Raw genomic sequence first — 16,641 nt, 5'->3', positions numbered from 1 at the left:
ACCGGCATGTCATCGCCTTGTGAAAAAACCGTCATGTAACCGAACGAATCATTTCAATTTTTTTCAGTGAGCCGTCATTCTTTCGGATTCAAAGCCACTTCGAAACGGCAACCGTTAGGCTCCATCGTGCTGAGGCTGACCGTCCAACCCTGATCCTCGCAAATCCGCTGCACCAACGACAGCCCGAGCCCCAGCCCCTCGCCGCGCTTTTCATTACCGCGCACGAACGGCTCGAACATCGCCTCACGCTTTTCCTCGGGAATCCCCACGCCGCTGTCTTCGACCACGAACCCCGTGGCGGTCAGCGAGACGCGGATAAAACCCTGGTCGGTGTAGTGCAAGGCGTTACGCAGCAAATTCCCCATGACGGCAGTCAGGAATGTGGCGTTATACGGCGTATCGGTGGTGTGCCCTGGCTCGAAGACCAATGTGAGGCCCTTGGATTCGATCGGCGTGCGCCAGACCCCGAGAAGGTTTTCTGCCACCTGTCCCAATGTCGCTCGAGGCGACATGCCGTTGTCTTCACGCTGGGCCCGGGCGAGCATCAGGAAGGTCTGCACCAGCTCGCGCATTTCTTCACTGGCACGGTTGATGCGCTCGACCTGAGTGCGTCCCCGTTGATCCAGTGCCGGATTTTCCAACAGCAGTTCGCAGGACGTGGCCAAGACCATCAACGGGGTGCGCAGCTCGTGGCTGACATCGCTGGTGAACAGCCGCTCACGGGTCAGGGCTTGGCGCAGCCGTCCCAATGTCGCGTCGAAGGCCACGGCCAGCTCGCCCACTTCGTCGGCGGCATAGTCCGGGGCCAGCGGCGGAGCAAGTCCCAGGAGCTGGTCGCGATGTCGCACTTGCCGGGCCAGGCGAACCACCGGCGCCATCACTCGGCGTGCCAGCACCCAGCCCAGGAATACCGCCAACGCCAGACTGAGCACGAAACCCACCAGCACCACGGCGAAGAGCACGCGTTCGCGCTCTTCGAAATCGCTCTGATCTTGCAATAACACGTAGTGTCGGCCGTCAACGATCTCTACCATCGCGTGATAGGACAGTTGGTCGCGAAACACTTCATGGAAGCCACGGTCGAGATGGCGCAAATCCTTGGGCAACTCGAAATCACCTGGGCCGCCAGTGAAGTAGAACAATTGGTCGGGTTCAGGGCGATGACTCCAGTCGGAAACACTGTCCATCAGCAGCAGGCGTTGCAGGTCTCCACCGAGACCGGCGGAAATCAGTTTTTCTTCCACCAGGTGAACCGTTGCCACGATACCGAGGGCAAAAGCCCCCGCCACCAATGCGCTCATCAGTGCGAAAGCGATGATGATCCGTTGGGCAAGGCTTTGCTTAAACTCCATCTCGGCCCTCGGCCAAGCGGTAACCCACGCCGTGCACCGTGTGCAGCAGCGGCTTCTCGAACGGCTTGTCGATCACCTGGCGCAATTGGTGGACATGGCTGCGCAGGCTGTCACTGTCCGGACAATCGTCTCCCCACAAGGCTTCTTCGAGGATTTCGCGGCGTAGCACGTGAGGGCTTTTCTGCATCAATACCGCCAGCAGCTTCAGGCCAACGGGGTTGAGCTTGAGCAGCCGCCCTTCACGGGTCACTTCCAATGTATCGAGGTCGTAGCTCAAGTCTGCGACCTGCAGGGCGCGCCGGCCGCCGCCCTGGGCGCGGCGCATGACAGCTTCGATCCGTGCTGCCAGCTCGGACAAGGCAAAGGGCTTGACCAGATAATCGTCAGCCCCGGATTTGAAGCCTTGCAGACGGTCGTCCAATTGGTCTCGCGCAGTGAGCATGATCACCGGCGTATCGCGCCGGGCGTCTTCGCGCAAGCGCTTGCACAAGGTGTAGCCGTCGATGCCCGGAAGCATGATATCGAGCACGATCAAGTCATAGTGTTCGGTCGCGGCCAGGTGCAACCCCGACAACCCGTCCTGGGCGCAATCGACGGTATAACCCTTGAGTCCCAGGTAGTCGGCCAGGTTGGCCAGGATGTCACGGTTGTCTTCGACCAATAGAATTCGCATGGGCATCTCCTCTGCGCACGTAGGCAATCGTCGTGGCCCGCGCAGCTTAAGGCCAAGCGTGCCGCACCGCTAGGGTTGTATCCGCTTGTGTCAGGCCAGCGGGGAGCAATCCCAGAAGAGAGCCAGCTGGATTGACGAGTTTTTCACCACGGATTCACGCCTCGCCAACGCCGCGGGGAACAGACTCCGCATCACCTGCTGCCCACGAAGACTTCCCACATAGGTATCGCCATGGTTTCCATCGCCCTGCGCCCCGCCTCCAGACCGCTGAACTTACGGATCGCCCTGGGTGTTCCTGTCGCAGTCGCGCTCATCCTGGTGCTGCTGGAATTGACCACGCTGGATATGACATTGGCCAGGCTTTTCTACAGCTCCGCTGATGGTGGATTCATTGGCCGGCATAGTTTTTTTCTAGAAGACATCCTGCACGACCGGGCCAAACAACTGGTCATCGTCTTTTCGGTACTTTCGGTCCTCGGCTTCGTCGCTTCGTTTTTTATCGCTCGACTCGCGCCTTTCAAGCGGGAGCTGGGTTGCCTGGTCCTGTCCCTCGCGCTGGCAACTGCCTTTGTCACGCCGCTCAAAGCCGTGACGGCCGTGCAATGCCCCTGGAGCCTGAAGGAATTTGGCGGCAAGGAAACCTACAGTGAATTGCTGAGCCCGCGTCCGGCGACGGAAAAACCTGGCCGCTGCTGGCCGGGCGGGCACGCCGCCACTGGTTTTACGCTCTTCGCGCTGTTTTTCGTATTGCGTGACCGCCGCCCACGCCTGGCTCGCCAGGCGCTTATCTTCGCATTTGGGCTGGGTACGGTGTTTTCGGTGGGCCGGATGATGCAAGGGGCGCACTTTTTCTCCCACAACGTGTGGACGGCAGTGTTCTGTTGGCTGATTTGCCTGGGTTGTTATTGCTGGATTCTTTACCGGCCGGCCTCCAAGGATGAGCGTGCGGTTGGCATTCAGCCCGTCAGCGCCTGAATTCGCGTCGCAGGGTGAATCCAACGTATTAAAAAACCCCGCCTGCTTTCGCAGGCGGGGTTTTTCGCTACAGGGGTAAGGCTGGCTTACATCATGCCGCCCATACCACCCATGCCGCCCATGTCTGGCATGCCGCCGCCAGCTGGAGCGTCGTCCTTGATTTCAGCGATCATCGCCTCGGTGGTGATCATCAGGCTGGCAATCGACGAAGCCGCTTGCAGGGCCGAACGAGTCACTTTGGCTGGATCCAGGATACCCATTTCGATCATGTCGCCGTATTCGCCGGTGGCAGCGTTGTAACCGTAGTTACCCGAACCCTGCTTGACCTTGTCGACCACTACGCTTGGCTCGTCGCCGGAGTTGGCAACGATCTGGCGCAGAGGCGCTTCAACAGCGCGACGCAGCAACTGGATGCCCACGTTCTGGTCATCGTTGTCGCCTTTGAGCTCGCTGATGGCTTGCAGGGCACGAACCAGTGCCACGCCGCCGCCAGGCACCACGCCTTCTTCAACGGCTGCGCGGGTCGCGTGCAGGGCGTCTTCAACGCGGGCTTTCTTCTCTTTCATTTCAACTTCGGAACCGGCGCCAACCTTGATGACAGCAACACCGCCGGACAGCTTGGCCAGGCGCTCTTGCAGTTTTTCACGGTCGTAGTCGGACGAAGTCTCGGCAACTTGTGCACGGATCTGGGTTACGCGAGCCTGGATGTCAGTCTCAACGCCAGCGCCGTCGATGACGGTGGTGTTTTCCTTGGTCACGGTCACGCGCTTGGCATTACCCAGGTGTTCCAGGGTAGCGCTTTCCAGGCTCAGGCCGATCTCTTCGGAGATAACGGTACCGCCGGTCAGGACAGCGATGTCCTGCAGCATGGCCTTGCGGCGATCGCCGAAGCCTGGTGCCTTGACGGCAACGACCTTGACGATACCGCGCATGTTGTTCACAACCAGCGTCGCCAGGGCTTCGCCTTCAACGTCTTCGCTCACGATCAACAGCGGGCGGCCGGCCTTGGCAACAGCTTCCAGCACTGGCAGCAGCTCACGGATGTTGGAGATCTTTTTGTCGACCAGCAGGATCAGCGGACCGTCGAGCTCGGCGGTCATGGTGTCCGGCTTGTTGACGAAGTACGGGGACAGGTAGCCACGGTCGAACTGCATGCCTTCTACAACCGACAGTTCGTTTTCCAGGCCCGAGCCTTCTTCAACGGTGATCACGCCTTCTTTACCGACTTTTTCCATGGCTTCGGCAATGATGTCGCCGATGGAGCTGTCGGAGTTGGCAGAGATGGTGCCGACCTGAGCGATTGCCTTGGTGTCAGCGCATGGCTTGGACAGGGCCTTGAGCTCTTTGACAATGGCGATGGTTGCCTTGTCGATACCGCGCTTGAGGTCCATCGGGTTCATGCCGGCAGCGACGGCTTTCAGGCCTTCGTTGACGATCGACTGAGCCAGTACGGTCGCGGTGGTGGTACCGTCGCCTGCGTCATCGTTGGCACGGGAGGCAACGTCTTTAACCAGCTGCGCGCCCATGTTTTCGAAGCGATCTTTCAGCTCGATTTCTTTGGCTACGGAAACGCCGTCCTTGGTGATGGTCGGAGCGCCGAAGCTCTTCTCGATGATCACGTTACGGCCTTTCGGGCCCAGGGTCGCTTTTACTGCGTCAGCCAGGACGTTGACACCGGCGAGCATTTTCTTGCGGGCGGAATCGCCGAATTTAACTTCTTTAGCAGCCATGATCGATATTCCTTAAATACTTTGTAGTAGCGGGAAAATGAGCGGGGAATCAGCCTTCGACAACAGCGAGGATTTCGCTTTCGCCGATAACCAGCAGGTCTTCACCGTCGACTTTCACTGTGTTGCTGCCGGAGTAAGGGCCGAACACAACCTTGTCACCCACTTTCACGGACAGCGCACGTACTTCACCGTTTTCCAGGGCTTTGCCTGGGCCAACAGCGAGGACTTCACCCTGGTTTGGCTTTTCAGCAGCCGAACCTGGCAGGACGATACCGCCAGCGGTTTTCTTTTCTTCTTCGCTGCGACGGACGACGACGCGGTCATGCAGAGGACGAAGCTTCATTGTCGATCTCTCCTAATTGTGGTTTTCATCGGCCGGTGTAGTCCCGGCGGGTTTAACGAATCCGGCGGTGCCGGGTGCGGTTCGCCAAGCGAACCGCGGAAGTCTGTCCGGCGTTGCCACCGGAAACCTTGCGGTGACCCATACATAAGGGCGTACAAGCCGATTACAAGGGCCGGGTATGAATTTTTTTCTTCAAGCGGGCAAACGAACACGGCACCCGAAGGTGCCGTGTGGCTGGCTGCCGTGTCACTGGAAAGCTACTTGGGATCGCGGTGTTCGAATTCGCCTTCGATCACGTTGGGCTCGCGGCCCAGGGGTTCTCGCGGAGCCGGCCCGCCACGTGGCTGCAGGTCGTCGGCGAAGGCCCGCTGGTGCATCGCCTGTTCTTCGGCGCGCCGGCGCATTTTATTGGCCACCAACCGCCGGGTGATTGGCAACAACATGACCAGGCCCAGCACATCGCTGATGAAGCCAGGCAGGATCAACAGACCGCCACCCAGGGCGAGCATCAGGCCCTCGAGCATGGTCTGCGCAGGCAGCTCGCCCCGACTCAGGCTTTCACGGGCGCGCAGCGCCGTGGCAAGGCCGGCGATACGCAGCACGAACACGCCGAGCATCGAGCCGAGAATGACCAGCAGCAGCGCCGGGAAAAACCCGATCGCACCGCTGACCTTGACGAATACGAACAGCTCCAACACCGGGAACAGCAGAAAGAGCAACAAAAAAGGGCGCATCAAATGGTTCCTCAACGCAAGAATACCTTGCTATGAAAACCTAAATGACGTCGCCCTTTCGTGAATTCAAGCGCCGACCTCCAGATTTTTCGGCCATTGCTCAGCGTGAGCCAGGTAAACCAACGCTTCGCGCACTTGTGTCGGCGTGTTGCAAGGTGCGGGAAACGCCAACCAATGCAAGCCTTCGCCGATACGCAGGTGCATGCCTTCACTGTCGATACCCACCAGTTGCGCCGGTTCGGTTTTCGGCAGGCTGGCCAAGTCCACGTAGTGGGCGATGGCCTTGGCGTGATCGGCGTTCATATGTTCGATCATGCTGGCTTCGGCCTTGCCCGCAAAGGGGTTGGCCAAGGTGATCTGATCGATCCAGTGAATCGCGCCAAAGCCACCGATGTAACGGTGGCGCACCGGGGTGAGCACCCAGAAATCAAAATCGTGGGCCTTGTGATAGTTCTGCGAATCAGGGAAATAGCGGTAATAACGTTCGGCGGCAAACTCGATGGCGGCACTGTCCTCGAGCTTCTGCGCCTCGGCCAGGTAAGTCAGGCGCCCTACCGCTTGCACATCTTCAGCGCCCCGCTCGCCGACCAGCATCGAGCACCTGGCGTCCTTCTGGAGGTTGTGGGTGTGCTGCGCGATGCGGCTAATGAGAATCAACGGCCGGCCCTGATCATCCAGGCAGTACGGCACCACGGAACCGAACGGGAAACCAGGCATGGCTTTGGAATGGGTGGAGAGCATCCCACGGTATTCCTTGAGCAGTAATTCTCGTGCATGCTTAGCGGGCTCAACGCTCAATTTATGACTCCTTTTATGAAATCCGTCTAAAAACCGTCGGGTGACTGAGATATTGTTCCAGTACGCCTTCGGGCAGCTCTCGTGTGGGCCAAGGAACTGGCACGATACGGCATCCGCGTGGCGGGTATCGCACCGGGCTTTATCGAAACCGAGATGACCCTGGGCATGAAGCCCGAAGCCCTAAAAAGATGACGTCCGCAATTCCGCTCAAGCGCATGGGCAAACCCGAGGAGATCGCCCATTCGGCCGCCTACATCTTCGAGAACGATTACTACACCGGGCGCATCCTGGAAATGGACGGCGGATTGCGGATCTGACATCACCGCAGAGGGACGCGCTTGCTCGTGTCCCTCTCTGATCAGCTCATCAATCGTCGCTGACGGTAATGTTCGGCATCGCCGGCGTCGCCGCTTCCTGCAACACGATCCGCGCGCCCACGTGGCGGGCCAACTCTTGATAGACCATGGCGATCTGGCTGTCCGGCTCGGCGATGACGGTTGGCTTGCCGCCGTCGGCCTGTTCGCGGATCAGCATCGACAGCGGCAGCGAGGCCAGTAGCTCAACGCCGTACTGAGTTGCCAGTTTTTCACCGCCGCCTTCACCGAACAGATGCTCGGCGTGTCCGCAATTGGAGCAGATGTGCACGGCCATGTTTTCCACCACGCCCAGCACCGGGATGTTCACCTTGCGGAACATCTCCACGCCCTTGCGGGCGTCCAGCAAGGCCAGGTCTTGAGGCGTGGTGACGATCACCGCGCCGGCCACCGGGACTTTCTGTGCCAGGGTCAGCTGGATGTCACCGGTGCCCGGCGGCATGTCGATCACCAGGTAGTCCAGGTCGCCCCACGCGGTTTGCGTGACCAACTGCAGCAAGGCGCCCGAAACCATCGGCCCGCGCCAGACCATCGGCGTGTTGTCGTCGGTCAGGAACGCCATGGACATGACTTCCACGCCATGGGACTGGATCGGCACGAACCACTTCTGGTCCTTGATCTGCGGTCGGGTGCCCTCGGCGACGCCGAACATGATGCCCTGGCTCGGGCCGTAGATGTCGGCGTCGAGAATACCGACCTTGGCCCCTTCACGGGCCAAGGCCAGGGCCAGGTTGGCGGCGGTGGTGGACTTGCCGACGCCGCCCTTGCCCGACGCCACGGCGATCACATTCTTGACGTTGGCCAGCCCAGGCACCTGCGCCTGGGCCTTGTGGGCGGCAATCACGCTGTTGACCTGGACCTTTGCGGCTGCCACGCCGTCCAGGCCCTCGATCGCCATCTGCAGCATTTGCGCCCAACCGCTCTTGAACAGGTCGGCGGCATAGCCAATTTCCAGCTGGACGCTGACACGATCCCCCTGGATATCGATGGCGCGCACACATCCGGCGCTCACCGGGTCCTGGTTCAGGTAGGGGTCGGTGTATTGGCGAAGAACGGCTTCCACCGCTGCGCGATTGACGGCGCTCATGGGCAACTCCGATAGCAAGACTTGAAAACAGGCCGCTATCCTACGCCGCGCATGCTGTCGTGGCGACCCGATTAAGGACGACAAACGCTCTTGTGGCGAGGGAGCTTGCTCCCGCTCGACTGCGCAGCAGTCGCAATGGGGCTGACGCAGTTCGCCTGCATGCCTGGCTGACAGCTTTGGGGCGGCTTCGCCACCCAGCGGGAGCAAGCTCCCTCGCCACAACCGCGCAGCACTCTGAAACAGCCCCGAAGGGTGAAAAAAAGCCGCCAGCGCTTTATAGTGGCCGACCTCCGTTTCATCAAGTAGCCGAGCCCCATGTCCGAGCCACGCAAGATCCTCGTCACCAGCGCCCTGCCCTATGCCAATGGTTCGATTCACCTCGGCCATATGCTGGAATACATCCAGACCGATATGTGGACGCGCTTCCAGAAACATCGCGGCAATCAATGCATCTACGTCTGCGCCGACGACGCCCACGGTTCGGCCATCATGTTGCGCGCGGAAAAAGAAGGCATCACCCCGGAGCAACTGATCGCCAACGTCCAGGCTGAGCACAGCGCCGACTTTGCCGAGTTCCTGGTGGACTTCGACAACTTCCACTCCACTCACGCCGAAGAAAACCGTGAGCTGTCGAGCCAGATCTATTTGAAGCTGCGTGATGCCGGGCACATTTCGACCCGTTCGGTCACGCAGTACTTCGACCCGGAAAAGAAAATGTTCCTGGCCGACCGCTTCATCAAGGGCACCTGCCCGAAATGCGGCACCGAAGACCAGTACGGCGACAATTGTGAAAAATGCGGCGCCACTTACGCACCGACCGACCTGAAAGACCCGAAATCGGCGATTTCTGGAGCGACCCCGGTGCTCAGGGACTCCCAGCATTTTTTCTTCAAGCTGCCGGATTTCCAGCAGATGCTGCAGACCTGGACCCGCAGCGGCACGTTGCAGGACGCCGTGGCCAACAAGCTCGCCGAGTGGCTCGACTCTGGCCTGCAAGAGTGGGACATTTCCCGCGATGCGCCGTATTTCGGCTTCGAGATTCCCGGCGAGCCTGGCAAATATTTCTACGTATGGCTGGATGCGCCCATCGGCTACATGGCGAGTTTCAAGAACCTTTGCGACCGCACCCCGGAGCTGGACTTCGATGAGTTCTGGGCAAAGGACTCCACGGCCGAGGTGTATCACTTCATCGGCAAGGACATCGTCAACTTCCACGCGCTGTTCTGGCCCGCCATGCTTGAAGGCGCCGGTTTCCGCAAGCCGACCGGCATCAACGTCCATGGCTACCTGACCGTCAATGGCCAGAAAATGTCCAAGTCCCGCGGCACCTTCATCAAGGCGCGGACTTACCTGGACCACCTGTCGCCGGAATACCTGCGCTATTACTACGCGGCCAAGCTGGGCCGTGGCGTCGATGACCTGGACCTGAATCTCGAAGACTTCGTGCAGAAGGTCAACTCCGACCTGGTGGGCAAGGTCGTCAACATTGCCAGCCGTTGCGCCGGGTTCATCCACAAAGGCAACGCCGGTGTGCTGGTGGCGGGCAATGCCGCGCCGGAGCTGACCGAGGCCTTCCTGGCCGCCGCGCCAAGCATCGCCGAAGCCTACGAGGGCCGCGACTTCGCCCGTGCCATGCGCGAAATCATGGGGCTGGCCGACCGTGCCAATGCCTGGATCGCCGACAAGGCACCGTGGTCACTGGCCAAGCAGGAAGGCAAGCAGGACGAAGTGCAGGCGATCTGCGCCCTGGGCATCAACCTGTTCCGCCAGTTGGTGATCTTCCTCAAGCCGGTGCTGCCGTTGCTGGCCGCCGATGCCGAAGCGTTCCTGAACGTTGCGCCACTGACCTGGAACGATCACCAGACCCTGCTGAGCAACCATCAGTTGAACGAGTTCAAGCCGCTGATGACCCGCATCGACCCGACCAAGGTACAAGCCATGATCGACGCCTCCAAGGAAGACCTGGCCGCCAGCCAGACCGACACCGGCGGCCCTGCCGGCAATGGCGAACTGGCCAAGGATCCGTTGTCGCCGGAAATCGATTTCGATGCGTTCGCCGCCATCGACCTGCGCGTGGCGCTGATCGTCAAGGCTGAGGCCGTCGAAGGCGCCGACAAGCTGCTGCGCCTGACCCTGGATATCGGCGATGAGCAACGCAACGTGTTCTCCGGCATCAAGAGCGCGTACCCGGACCCTGCCAAGCTCGAAGGCCGGCTGACGATGATGATCGCCAACCTCAAGCCGCGCAAAATGCGCTTCGGTATTTCGGAAGGCATGGTGATGGCGGCCGGCCCCGGCGGCGAGGAAATCTACCTGCTGAGCCCCGACAGCGGTGCCAAGCCAGGCCAACGAATCAAATAACACGACGGCGCGCTGCACCGATCCCACGGTGGCTGTCGAGCGACTGTGGGATTTTCATATCTGGCTCACTCTCACGGCGTGCCGGATAATGCCTACTCTTGTAACAGGCACTGTCACCCAATACCCATGACCGAAATCCTCTTGCCCCTATTGAGCGCGGCCCTGATCAACAACCTCGTGTTGCATTGGCCGCTGGGCGTCGATCCGCTCTTGGCAGCCGAGGGCAGAGACCAGGTCCATGCCTTGGGCCTGGCGACGGCATGCCTGATGCTGATAGTGGGGACCTTGGGGTATCTGATCGATTATTGGCTGCTGGTGCCGGCCGACCTGGCGTCGCTGCGGTTATTCGTGTGGCTGCCCCTGAGCGTATTGCTGATCGGGCCGTTGTTGCGGCGGCTGGCGCGCACGTTTCCCTTGTTACCATTCGACGGCCTGTGGCCCGTGTTGCTCGGCAACGCCGGCATATTGGGTGTCACCCTGCTCAACAGCCGGGAGGGATCAGGCTTGGGCCAGGCCATTGCCGGGAGCTTGGGCGCCGGGCTGGGTTTCTGGCTGGTATTGAGTCTGTTCGATGACCTGCGCCAGCGAGTCCTGGGTAACAATATTCCCCAGCCTTTTCGAGGCCTGCCGATTCAGTTGATCAGCGCCGGACTGATGGCGGTGGCCTTTCTCGGATTACGCGGGCTGGTCAAGACATGAGCCTGATTCAACGTATCGACGCCTTGCTCCCGCAGACTCAATGCGGTAAATGCGGCCATCCCGGTTGCAAGCCTTACGCTGAAGGCATCGCCCAGGGTGAGCCCATCAACAAATGCCCGCCAGGCGCAAGCGAGACCATCACGGCCCTGGCCGAGCTGATGAAGATCCCGGTGCTGGAGCTGGACGTCAGTCGCGGCTCGGCGCCGGCGCAGCTCGCCTTTATCCGCGAGGCCGAATGCATCGGTTGTACCAAATGCATCCAGGCCTGCCCGGTGGACGCGATTGTCGGCGCGGCAAAGCTGATGCACACCGTGCTAGTCGACGAATGCACTGGTTGCGATCTGTGCGTGGCGCCATGCCCAGTGGACTGTATCGAGATGCGGCCATTGCCGATGGCAACCGTATTGCCGATCGTGGGGGGCTTGGCCTTCAGCGTCGAGGAACAGCAGGCGCGAACCGCCAAGCGCAATCACGCCCGCCGACGCTTTGAACAACGCAACGCGCGCCTGCGTCGCGAAGAAGAGCAGCGCCAGGCCGAGCGTCTCGCCCGGACCCAGCGCAACGTCCAGCAAGCCGAGGCACAGCCCCTTGACCCGGTGCAGGCCGCGCTGGAGCGAGTGCGCGCACAGAAAGCCGCCAGCGCCGATGCCGCCTTGAAAAAAGCCAAGATCGATTTGGCCATGAGTCGGGCGCAACTGAACAAATCCTTGAAAGCGTTCGGCCATCCGCCGACCTTCGAGCAGCAGTCGCAACTGATCGTGCTGCAACGCCAGTTCGAGACGGCGGAGCAAGTGCTGGCCCAACTGGAAAACAGCGCTTGCCCCGTTGCTTCAGCGCCAGCCGCCATGCCGGTAAACGACGCCGAGCTCAAGCGGGCCAAGATCCAGCTGGCGATGCGTCGCGCAGAGCTGAGCAAGGCCCGGACTGCCGCGGCATCGCAGGAGCAACTGCAAGCGTTGGAGCAAGCCGTAAAAGACGCCGAACAGCAAGTGAACGCCCATGCCGCTACCTGACCCGGTGGACGAACGACTGCGACAAGCCATGCGGCAAGTGCTGCTGGCGGCGCTGCCCGGAGTGCTGGTGTCGGTGTGGGTCTACGGCTGGGGCGTGCTGCTCAACTTGCTGTTGTCAGGCCTCGCCGCACTGGCGGTCGAGGCGCTGGTGTTGCGTTTGCGGCGATGGCCACTCAAGCCGGGCCTGAGCGACGGTAGCGCATGGGTCAGCGCCCTCTTGCTGGCCTTGGCCTTGCCGGCGTATTGCCCTTGGTGGCTGATCGTCACAGCGGTCGCCTGCGCCTTGTTGTTCGGCAAGCATTTATGGGGCGGAGTCGGCAGCAATCCGTTCAACCCGGCGATGTTGGGGTATGCCCTGGTGCTCGTGGCGTTTCCCCAGTACATGAGCCAATGGCCCTCGCTCCACGGCATGGACCTGCTCGAGGGCTTGCGGCAGGTTGCTGGCATTGCCCAGGCGCCCGACGGGTGGGCCGCAGCCACAGCATTGGACAGCCTGCAGATCAATAGAAGCCTGACCATCGACGAGCTGTTCGCCAGCGACCCGGCGTTCGGTCGCTGGGGTGGACACGGTGTCGAGTGGATCAACCTGGCCTTCCTCGCCGGGGGCCTGTTTCTGTTGCGACAACGGGTATTCAGCTGGCACGCCCCGGTGGGCATGCTTGTCAGTTTGTTCACGATCAGCTTGCTGTGCTGGAGCGGCTCGGGCTCGGACTCCCATGGCTCGCCACTGTTTCATCTGCTGACCGGAGCCACCATGCTGGGTGCGTTTTTTATCGTGACCGAACCCGTGTCGGGCGCGAAGGCCCCGCTCGCCCGGCTGTTGTTAGGCGCCGGCGCAGGATTACTGGTCTATCTGATTCGCACGTGGGGCGGTTTCCCGGATGGCGTGGCGTTTGCGGTGTTGTTGATGAACCTCGGCGCGCCCGCGCTGGACCGCTTCGTCGAGGCACGACAAAGGCGTTCGGTGACATGAAAAACGTCACGGGCATTGTAATCCTGATACTGCTGACTGGCCTTTGCATCGGCGCCACGTATGTCATGCAAATCAATACCACCGGACGCATCGAAGCCCAGCGACAAGCGATAGCCAACAAAACCTTGCTCGACGTACTGCCGGCCGACCGCTACGACAATCAGCCGCTGGAGCGGCCCGTCCTCGCGACCCCGTTCACGTTATCTCACAGCACCGTGTTGGGCGGTTACCTGGCGACCCACACCGGCCGGCCCAGAGCAGTACTGTTACGCAGCCAAGTATCGGGTTATGAAGGCAGCATCGAACTGCTGATCGCTATCGACCCGACAGGCCGACTACTGGGAGTGAAGACACTGCGCCAGTCGGAAACCCCAGGCCTGGGCGCGGCGATCGCCGGCTGGCCGAACACTTGGCTGCAAACCTTTCACGGAAAGTCACGCCAGGCGCCTACCGATGACGGCTGGGCCTTGAAAAAGGATCAGGGCCAATTCGATCAACTGGCTGGCGCGACGGTCACGTCCCGGGCCGTGCTCCAGGCTGTGCACGACGCGCTGCGTTACTTCGACGAGAACAAGGCTCGGCTGACAGGAGCGGTTGATCATGAATAAACCTGCGGCCTGGACCCGTGGACTGGTGCTCGTCCCCCTGGTGGGCGCAAGCGACTCGCTGATCAATTCGCTGCTTCTATGGTGTGCCTGGGTTCTGATCAGCTTCACCCATGGCGGCACCATGATTTTGCTGAGGCAACGCCTCACGGCCAACCAACGGCTTCTTGCGTCCGTCGTCCTGGCCGCGACGCTGACCGCTTGCGCAGGCCTTGTTGCACAGGCCTGGCTGCTGGAGCGCCACGCAGCGTTGAGCCTGTATATCGGATGGATCGCCGTGAGCTGCGTAGCGCTGGAGCACGCAACCATCGTCGAGCCCCGCATGGCTGCCCATCTCAGGCTGGCGGGACAGTTTGGCCTGTTGATCATCACCCTGGGTGCTCTGCGGGAACTGATCGGCAGAGGCGTCCCACTGGCCCTGCTCGCCCCTGGCGGATTCATTCTGCTGGGCTTGCTGCTGGCGGCTTACCAAGCCTGCAAAACCATCAAAGCCCCATCACCCCAAGAGGAACCGCCGCGCCCATGAACGCCGCAAAACGCCTGGAAATATTTCGTCGTTTCCATGAAGACAACCCGGAGCCGAAAACCGAACTGGCCTATTCTTCTGCGTTCGAGTTGCTGATCGCGGTGATTCTGTCGGCCCAATCCACCGACGTCGGCGTCAACAAGGCTACGGCCAAACTATTCCCCGTGGCCAATACGCCTCAGGCGATCCACGCCCTGGGCGTTGAAGGGCTGTCCGAATACATCAAGACCATCGGGCTGTTCAATAGCAAGGCAAAAAATGTGATCGAAACCTGTCGCCTGTTGATTGAGCGCCACGGGGGCGAAATCCCACAGACTCGGGAGGAGCTGGAGGCCCTGCCGGGCGTCGGTCGCAAGACTGCCAACGTAGTCCTCAACACGGCGTTTCGTCAGTTGACGATGGCGGTCGATACCCACATTTTCCGCGTCAGCAACCGCACCGGCTTGGCTCCAGGCAAAAATGTGGTGGAAGTGGAAAAGAAGCTGCTGAAATTCGTACCCAAGGAATACCTGCTGGACTCCCATCACTGGCTCATCCTCCACGGGCGTTACGTTTGCCTGGCGCGCAAGCCACGCTGCGGGAGTTGCCGGATCGAAGACCTCTGCGAATACAAGCACAAGACATCGGACGATTGAGGCGCTATTGCTTTTATTGATAAGTCGATTGAAAAAATCTTTTTTACCCGCCGGTGGTTTATCGATATAAGGAGCGCCAATGGCATCCTTAGCCTGGAGTCGACCCCATGAGTACTGGCAAAGAACAATTGGATGTAGAAGACGATTTCATCGCCGTCGAGGCTGACGACGCGGAGCCTGCGGTCGTGGAAGTGGCGAAAACCAACCTGAGCAAACGCCGCACCATCGATAACCTGCTGGAAGAGCGTCGACTACAAAAGCAACTCGCCGAGTATGACTTTGATCTCTGACACGTAAAAGCCTCCCTGATGGAGGCTTTTTTCTGATTACGCGTAGCCGGAAACTCACACCAAGCCGTTTCGCTGTGCCAGTTCGATCAGGTCGACCAGCGAACGGGCATTGAGCTTCAACAACAAGCGAGTCTTGTAGGTGCTGACGGTCTTGTTGCTCAGGAACATCCCATCCGCTATTTCCTTGTTGGTCTTTCCGCGAGCCAGTTCCTGCAGGACCATCATTTCCCTTGCGGACAGGCGATCAACCATATCGGACTCGCTGGCATTCCCAAGGCTTGAACGAACCGTATGCAAGGCTTGGTTAGGGAAATAGCTGTAGCCGGACAGCACCGCCTTTATTGCGCTTAACAGTTCGGTCAAATCCTGTTGCTTGCAAACATAGCCGGCAGCGCCTGTCTGCATGCAGCGCATAGAGAAATGTCCGGGTGCTTGTGAAGTCAGCACTAATACTTTCAAGGGTAATGGATTGGCGGTCAAACGAGCAATGACCTCCAACCCATCCAATTTCGGGATTCCAATATCCAGGATGACGATGTCGGGCATTTGTTCCCTGGCAATCTGTAACGCATCGACGCCATTATCTGCTTCAGCGATAACTTCATATCCATGGCGCTCCATTAGCAAACGTACAGCAAGACGAATGACGGGATGATCATCCACGATCAGCACTTTATTCATGGGCAAATCCAATTCGCTGTTCGAGTTTTTAGAGCACGCACAATAGCCTAGTCATTTCGGCCTTGGCATGCCGCCCCCCATGACCGCTCGCACCGAAAGACATAACCTACAAGCAATACAGAAAAATCCTACAAATAACCTGAGAGATGATGTGCCACGATTTTTTCCACAGACATGAAGCGGCTTATTCTGACGAGCCGGAAACCCTATAAACAATGCGAGCTTTCCCGGAAAAACGTCCCTGACGGCAACATCAGGAAAAAGCCATTTATCATAAATAGTTACTGATTTATTTATAGACAACAGCAAAAATTTCGCCCAGAGGAATGAGTTTCTGTATAAAAGATTCTATCTGATCGGCGACAGAACAATTGCACCATCAATATTATTATCGCTTCAGAGCACGCAATACTACTTAATCTTATTTAACTCTTCGAGCATGAAACTATTTATGAGTATCCACCATGAACAAACCACCGAGAACCGTTACCAACCCCCTGACACTTATCGCCATACTAGCAACTTTATCCGAAAGCTCCGCCGCCATCTCCCTGCCGTTCCTGGATGACCAGGATCGCGAATACTTTCTTTGGTTCCTGATCAGCTTTCCGTTCTACTTGTTACTTCTGTTCTTCACTACGTTGAACTTCAACTACCGTTCCCTGTATTCACCTTCGGATTTTCGCAAGAGCAAGCATTTCACGAAAAGCATGGACGTCTCCTCCGAGGATAGCCATCGCCCACGTCGTTCACCTGGTAAAAGGCGCAGGCGTTCTGCCAGATAATCCGCGT

General features: G+C 59.4%; 17 protein-coding genes and 2 pseudogenes. 11 read left to right on the top strand and 8 right to left on the bottom strand.

The genetic code is table 11. From position 1 onward, the window contains the following. Nucleotides 1–74: 74 nt before the first annotated feature. A complete protein-coding gene (locus J3P95_RS06755; protein WP_434578174.1) occupies nt 75–1,352 on the bottom strand; it encodes a sensor histidine kinase in 1,278 nt (425 codons plus the stop codon). Further along, complete coding sequence (gene colR, locus J3P95_RS06750) at nt 1,342–2,025, bottom strand: two-component system response regulator ColR (RefSeq protein ID WP_434561696.1); 684 nt, start codon at nt 2,023–2,025, stop codon at nt 1,342–1,344. The genes J3P95_RS06755 and colR overlap by 11 nt, the downstream gene beginning before the upstream one ends. 231 nt (nt 2,026–2,256) lie before the next feature. Between colR and J3P95_RS06745 the strand changes: the two genes are divergently transcribed. Then, nucleotides 2,257–3,000 (top strand): phosphatase PAP2 family protein, encoded by a 744-nt coding sequence (locus J3P95_RS06745; RefSeq protein WP_434578176.1) that lies wholly within the window; start codon nt 2,257–2,259, stop codon nt 2,998–3,000. A gap of 86 nt (nt 3,001–3,086) precedes the next feature. Here the strand turns inward: J3P95_RS06745 and groL are convergent, their stop codons facing one another. The 4 genes from groL to J3P95_RS06725 form a co-directional block, all read right to left on the bottom strand. After that, the gene (gene groL, locus J3P95_RS06740; RefSeq protein ID WP_186635754.1) at nt 3,087–4,730 is read right to left on the bottom strand and encodes a chaperonin GroEL; all 1,644 of its coding nucleotides are present in this window, start codon (nt 4,728–4,730) and stop codon (nt 3,087–3,089) included. Nucleotides 4,731–4,779: 49 nt separating this feature from the next. Then, a complete protein-coding gene (locus J3P95_RS06735; protein ID WP_024619193.1) occupies nt 4,780–5,073 on the bottom strand; it encodes a co-chaperone GroES in 294 nt (97 codons plus the stop codon). 257 nt (nt 5,074–5,330) lie between these two features. Beyond that, nucleotides 5,331–5,807, bottom strand: a complete 477-nt coding sequence (locus J3P95_RS06730; RefSeq protein ID WP_434561692.1) for an FxsA family protein — start codon at nt 5,805–5,807, stop codon at nt 5,331–5,333. 66 nt (nt 5,808–5,873) lie between these two features. After that, entirely contained in the window at nt 5,874–6,605 is a 732-nt protein-coding gene (locus tag J3P95_RS06725; protein WP_434561690.1) for a HugZ family protein, read from the bottom strand. A gap of 78 nt (nt 6,606–6,683) precedes the next feature. On the opposite strand from J3P95_RS06725, the pseudogene J3P95_RS06720 reads away from it, so the two are divergent. After that, a pseudogene (locus J3P95_RS06720) lies at nt 6,684–6,922 on the top strand (SDR family oxidoreductase); the annotation flags it as partial. 49 nt (nt 6,923–6,971) lie between these two features. Here J3P95_RS06720 and apbC read toward each other — a convergent pair. Next, complete coding sequence (gene apbC, locus J3P95_RS06715) at nt 6,972–8,066, bottom strand: iron-sulfur cluster carrier protein ApbC (protein WP_434561688.1); 1,095 nt, start codon at nt 8,064–8,066, stop codon at nt 6,972–6,974. A gap of 315 nt (nt 8,067–8,381) precedes the next feature. Here apbC and metG point away from each other — a divergent pair, with 315 nt between their 5' ends. The 8 genes from metG (at nt 8,382) to J3P95_RS06675 (ending at nt 15,168) form a co-directional block, all read left to right on the top strand. Further along, the gene (gene metG, locus J3P95_RS06710) at nt 8,382–10,427 is read left to right on the top strand and encodes a methionine--tRNA ligase (protein ID WP_434578180.1); all 2,046 of its coding nucleotides are present in this window, start codon (nt 8,382–8,384) and stop codon (nt 10,425–10,427) included. A 126-nt stretch (nt 10,428–10,553) separates the two neighbouring features. Beyond that, nucleotides 10,554–11,126, top strand: a complete 573-nt coding sequence (locus J3P95_RS06705; protein WP_434626409.1) for an Rnf-Nqr domain containing protein — start codon at nt 10,554–10,556, stop codon at nt 11,124–11,126. After that, nucleotides 11,123–12,139, top strand: a complete 1,017-nt coding sequence (gene rsxB / locus J3P95_RS06700) for an electron transport complex subunit RsxB (RefSeq protein ID WP_434561682.1) — start codon at nt 11,123–11,125, stop codon at nt 12,137–12,139. The genes J3P95_RS06705 and rsxB overlap by 4 nt, the downstream gene beginning before the upstream one ends. Beyond that, entirely contained in the window at nt 12,126–13,112 is a 987-nt protein-coding gene (locus J3P95_RS06695) for an RnfABCDGE type electron transport complex subunit D (RefSeq protein WP_434578184.1), read from the top strand. The genes rsxB and J3P95_RS06695 overlap by 14 nt, the downstream gene beginning before the upstream one ends. Next, on the top strand, nt 13,109–13,720 hold the full coding sequence (locus tag J3P95_RS06690) for an RnfABCDGE type electron transport complex subunit G (RefSeq protein ID WP_434578186.1): 612 nt from the start codon (nt 13,109–13,111) through the stop codon (nt 13,718–13,720). Before J3P95_RS06695 ends, J3P95_RS06690 begins: the two co-directional genes overlap by 4 nt. Next, complete coding sequence (locus J3P95_RS06685) at nt 13,713–14,243, top strand: Rnf-Nqr domain containing protein (protein WP_434578188.1); 531 nt, start codon at nt 13,713–13,715, stop codon at nt 14,241–14,243. Before J3P95_RS06690 ends, J3P95_RS06685 begins: the two co-directional genes overlap by 8 nt. After that, nucleotides 14,240–14,878: an endonuclease III gene (gene nth, locus J3P95_RS06680; RefSeq protein ID WP_186635724.1), complete on the top strand. Its 639-nt coding sequence runs from the start codon at nt 14,240–14,242 to the stop codon at nt 14,876–14,878. Before J3P95_RS06685 ends, nth begins: the two co-directional genes overlap by 4 nt. 107 nt (nt 14,879–14,985) lie before the next feature. After that, a complete protein-coding gene (locus tag J3P95_RS06675) occupies nt 14,986–15,168 on the top strand; it encodes a PA3496 family putative envelope integrity protein (protein ID WP_186635721.1) in 183 nt (60 codons plus the stop codon). A gap of 54 nt (nt 15,169–15,222) precedes the next feature. On the opposite strand, the gene J3P95_RS06670 is transcribed toward J3P95_RS06675, so the two are convergent. Beyond that, nucleotides 15,223–15,849 carry a response regulator gene (locus tag J3P95_RS06670; protein WP_434578190.1) on the bottom strand — a complete coding sequence of 209 codons (627 nt, stop codon included), beginning with the start codon at nt 15,847–15,849 and terminating at the stop codon, nt 15,223–15,225. Nucleotides 15,850–16,313: 464 nt separating this feature from the next. Between J3P95_RS06670 and J3P95_RS06665 the strand changes: the two are divergent. Continuing rightward, nucleotides 16,314–16,589 (top strand): annotated as a pseudogene (locus tag J3P95_RS06665) (hypothetical protein); the annotation flags it as partial. Between the last annotated feature and the right edge of the window lie 52 nt (nt 16,590–16,641).

Source organism: Pseudomonas sp. Z5-35, from assembly GCF_051131945.1.
Lineage (GTDB): Bacteria > Pseudomonadota > Gammaproteobacteria > Pseudomonadales > Pseudomonadaceae > Aquipseudomonas > Aquipseudomonas marvdashtae.
This window is presented reverse-complemented; position numbering and strand designations above follow the sequence as displayed.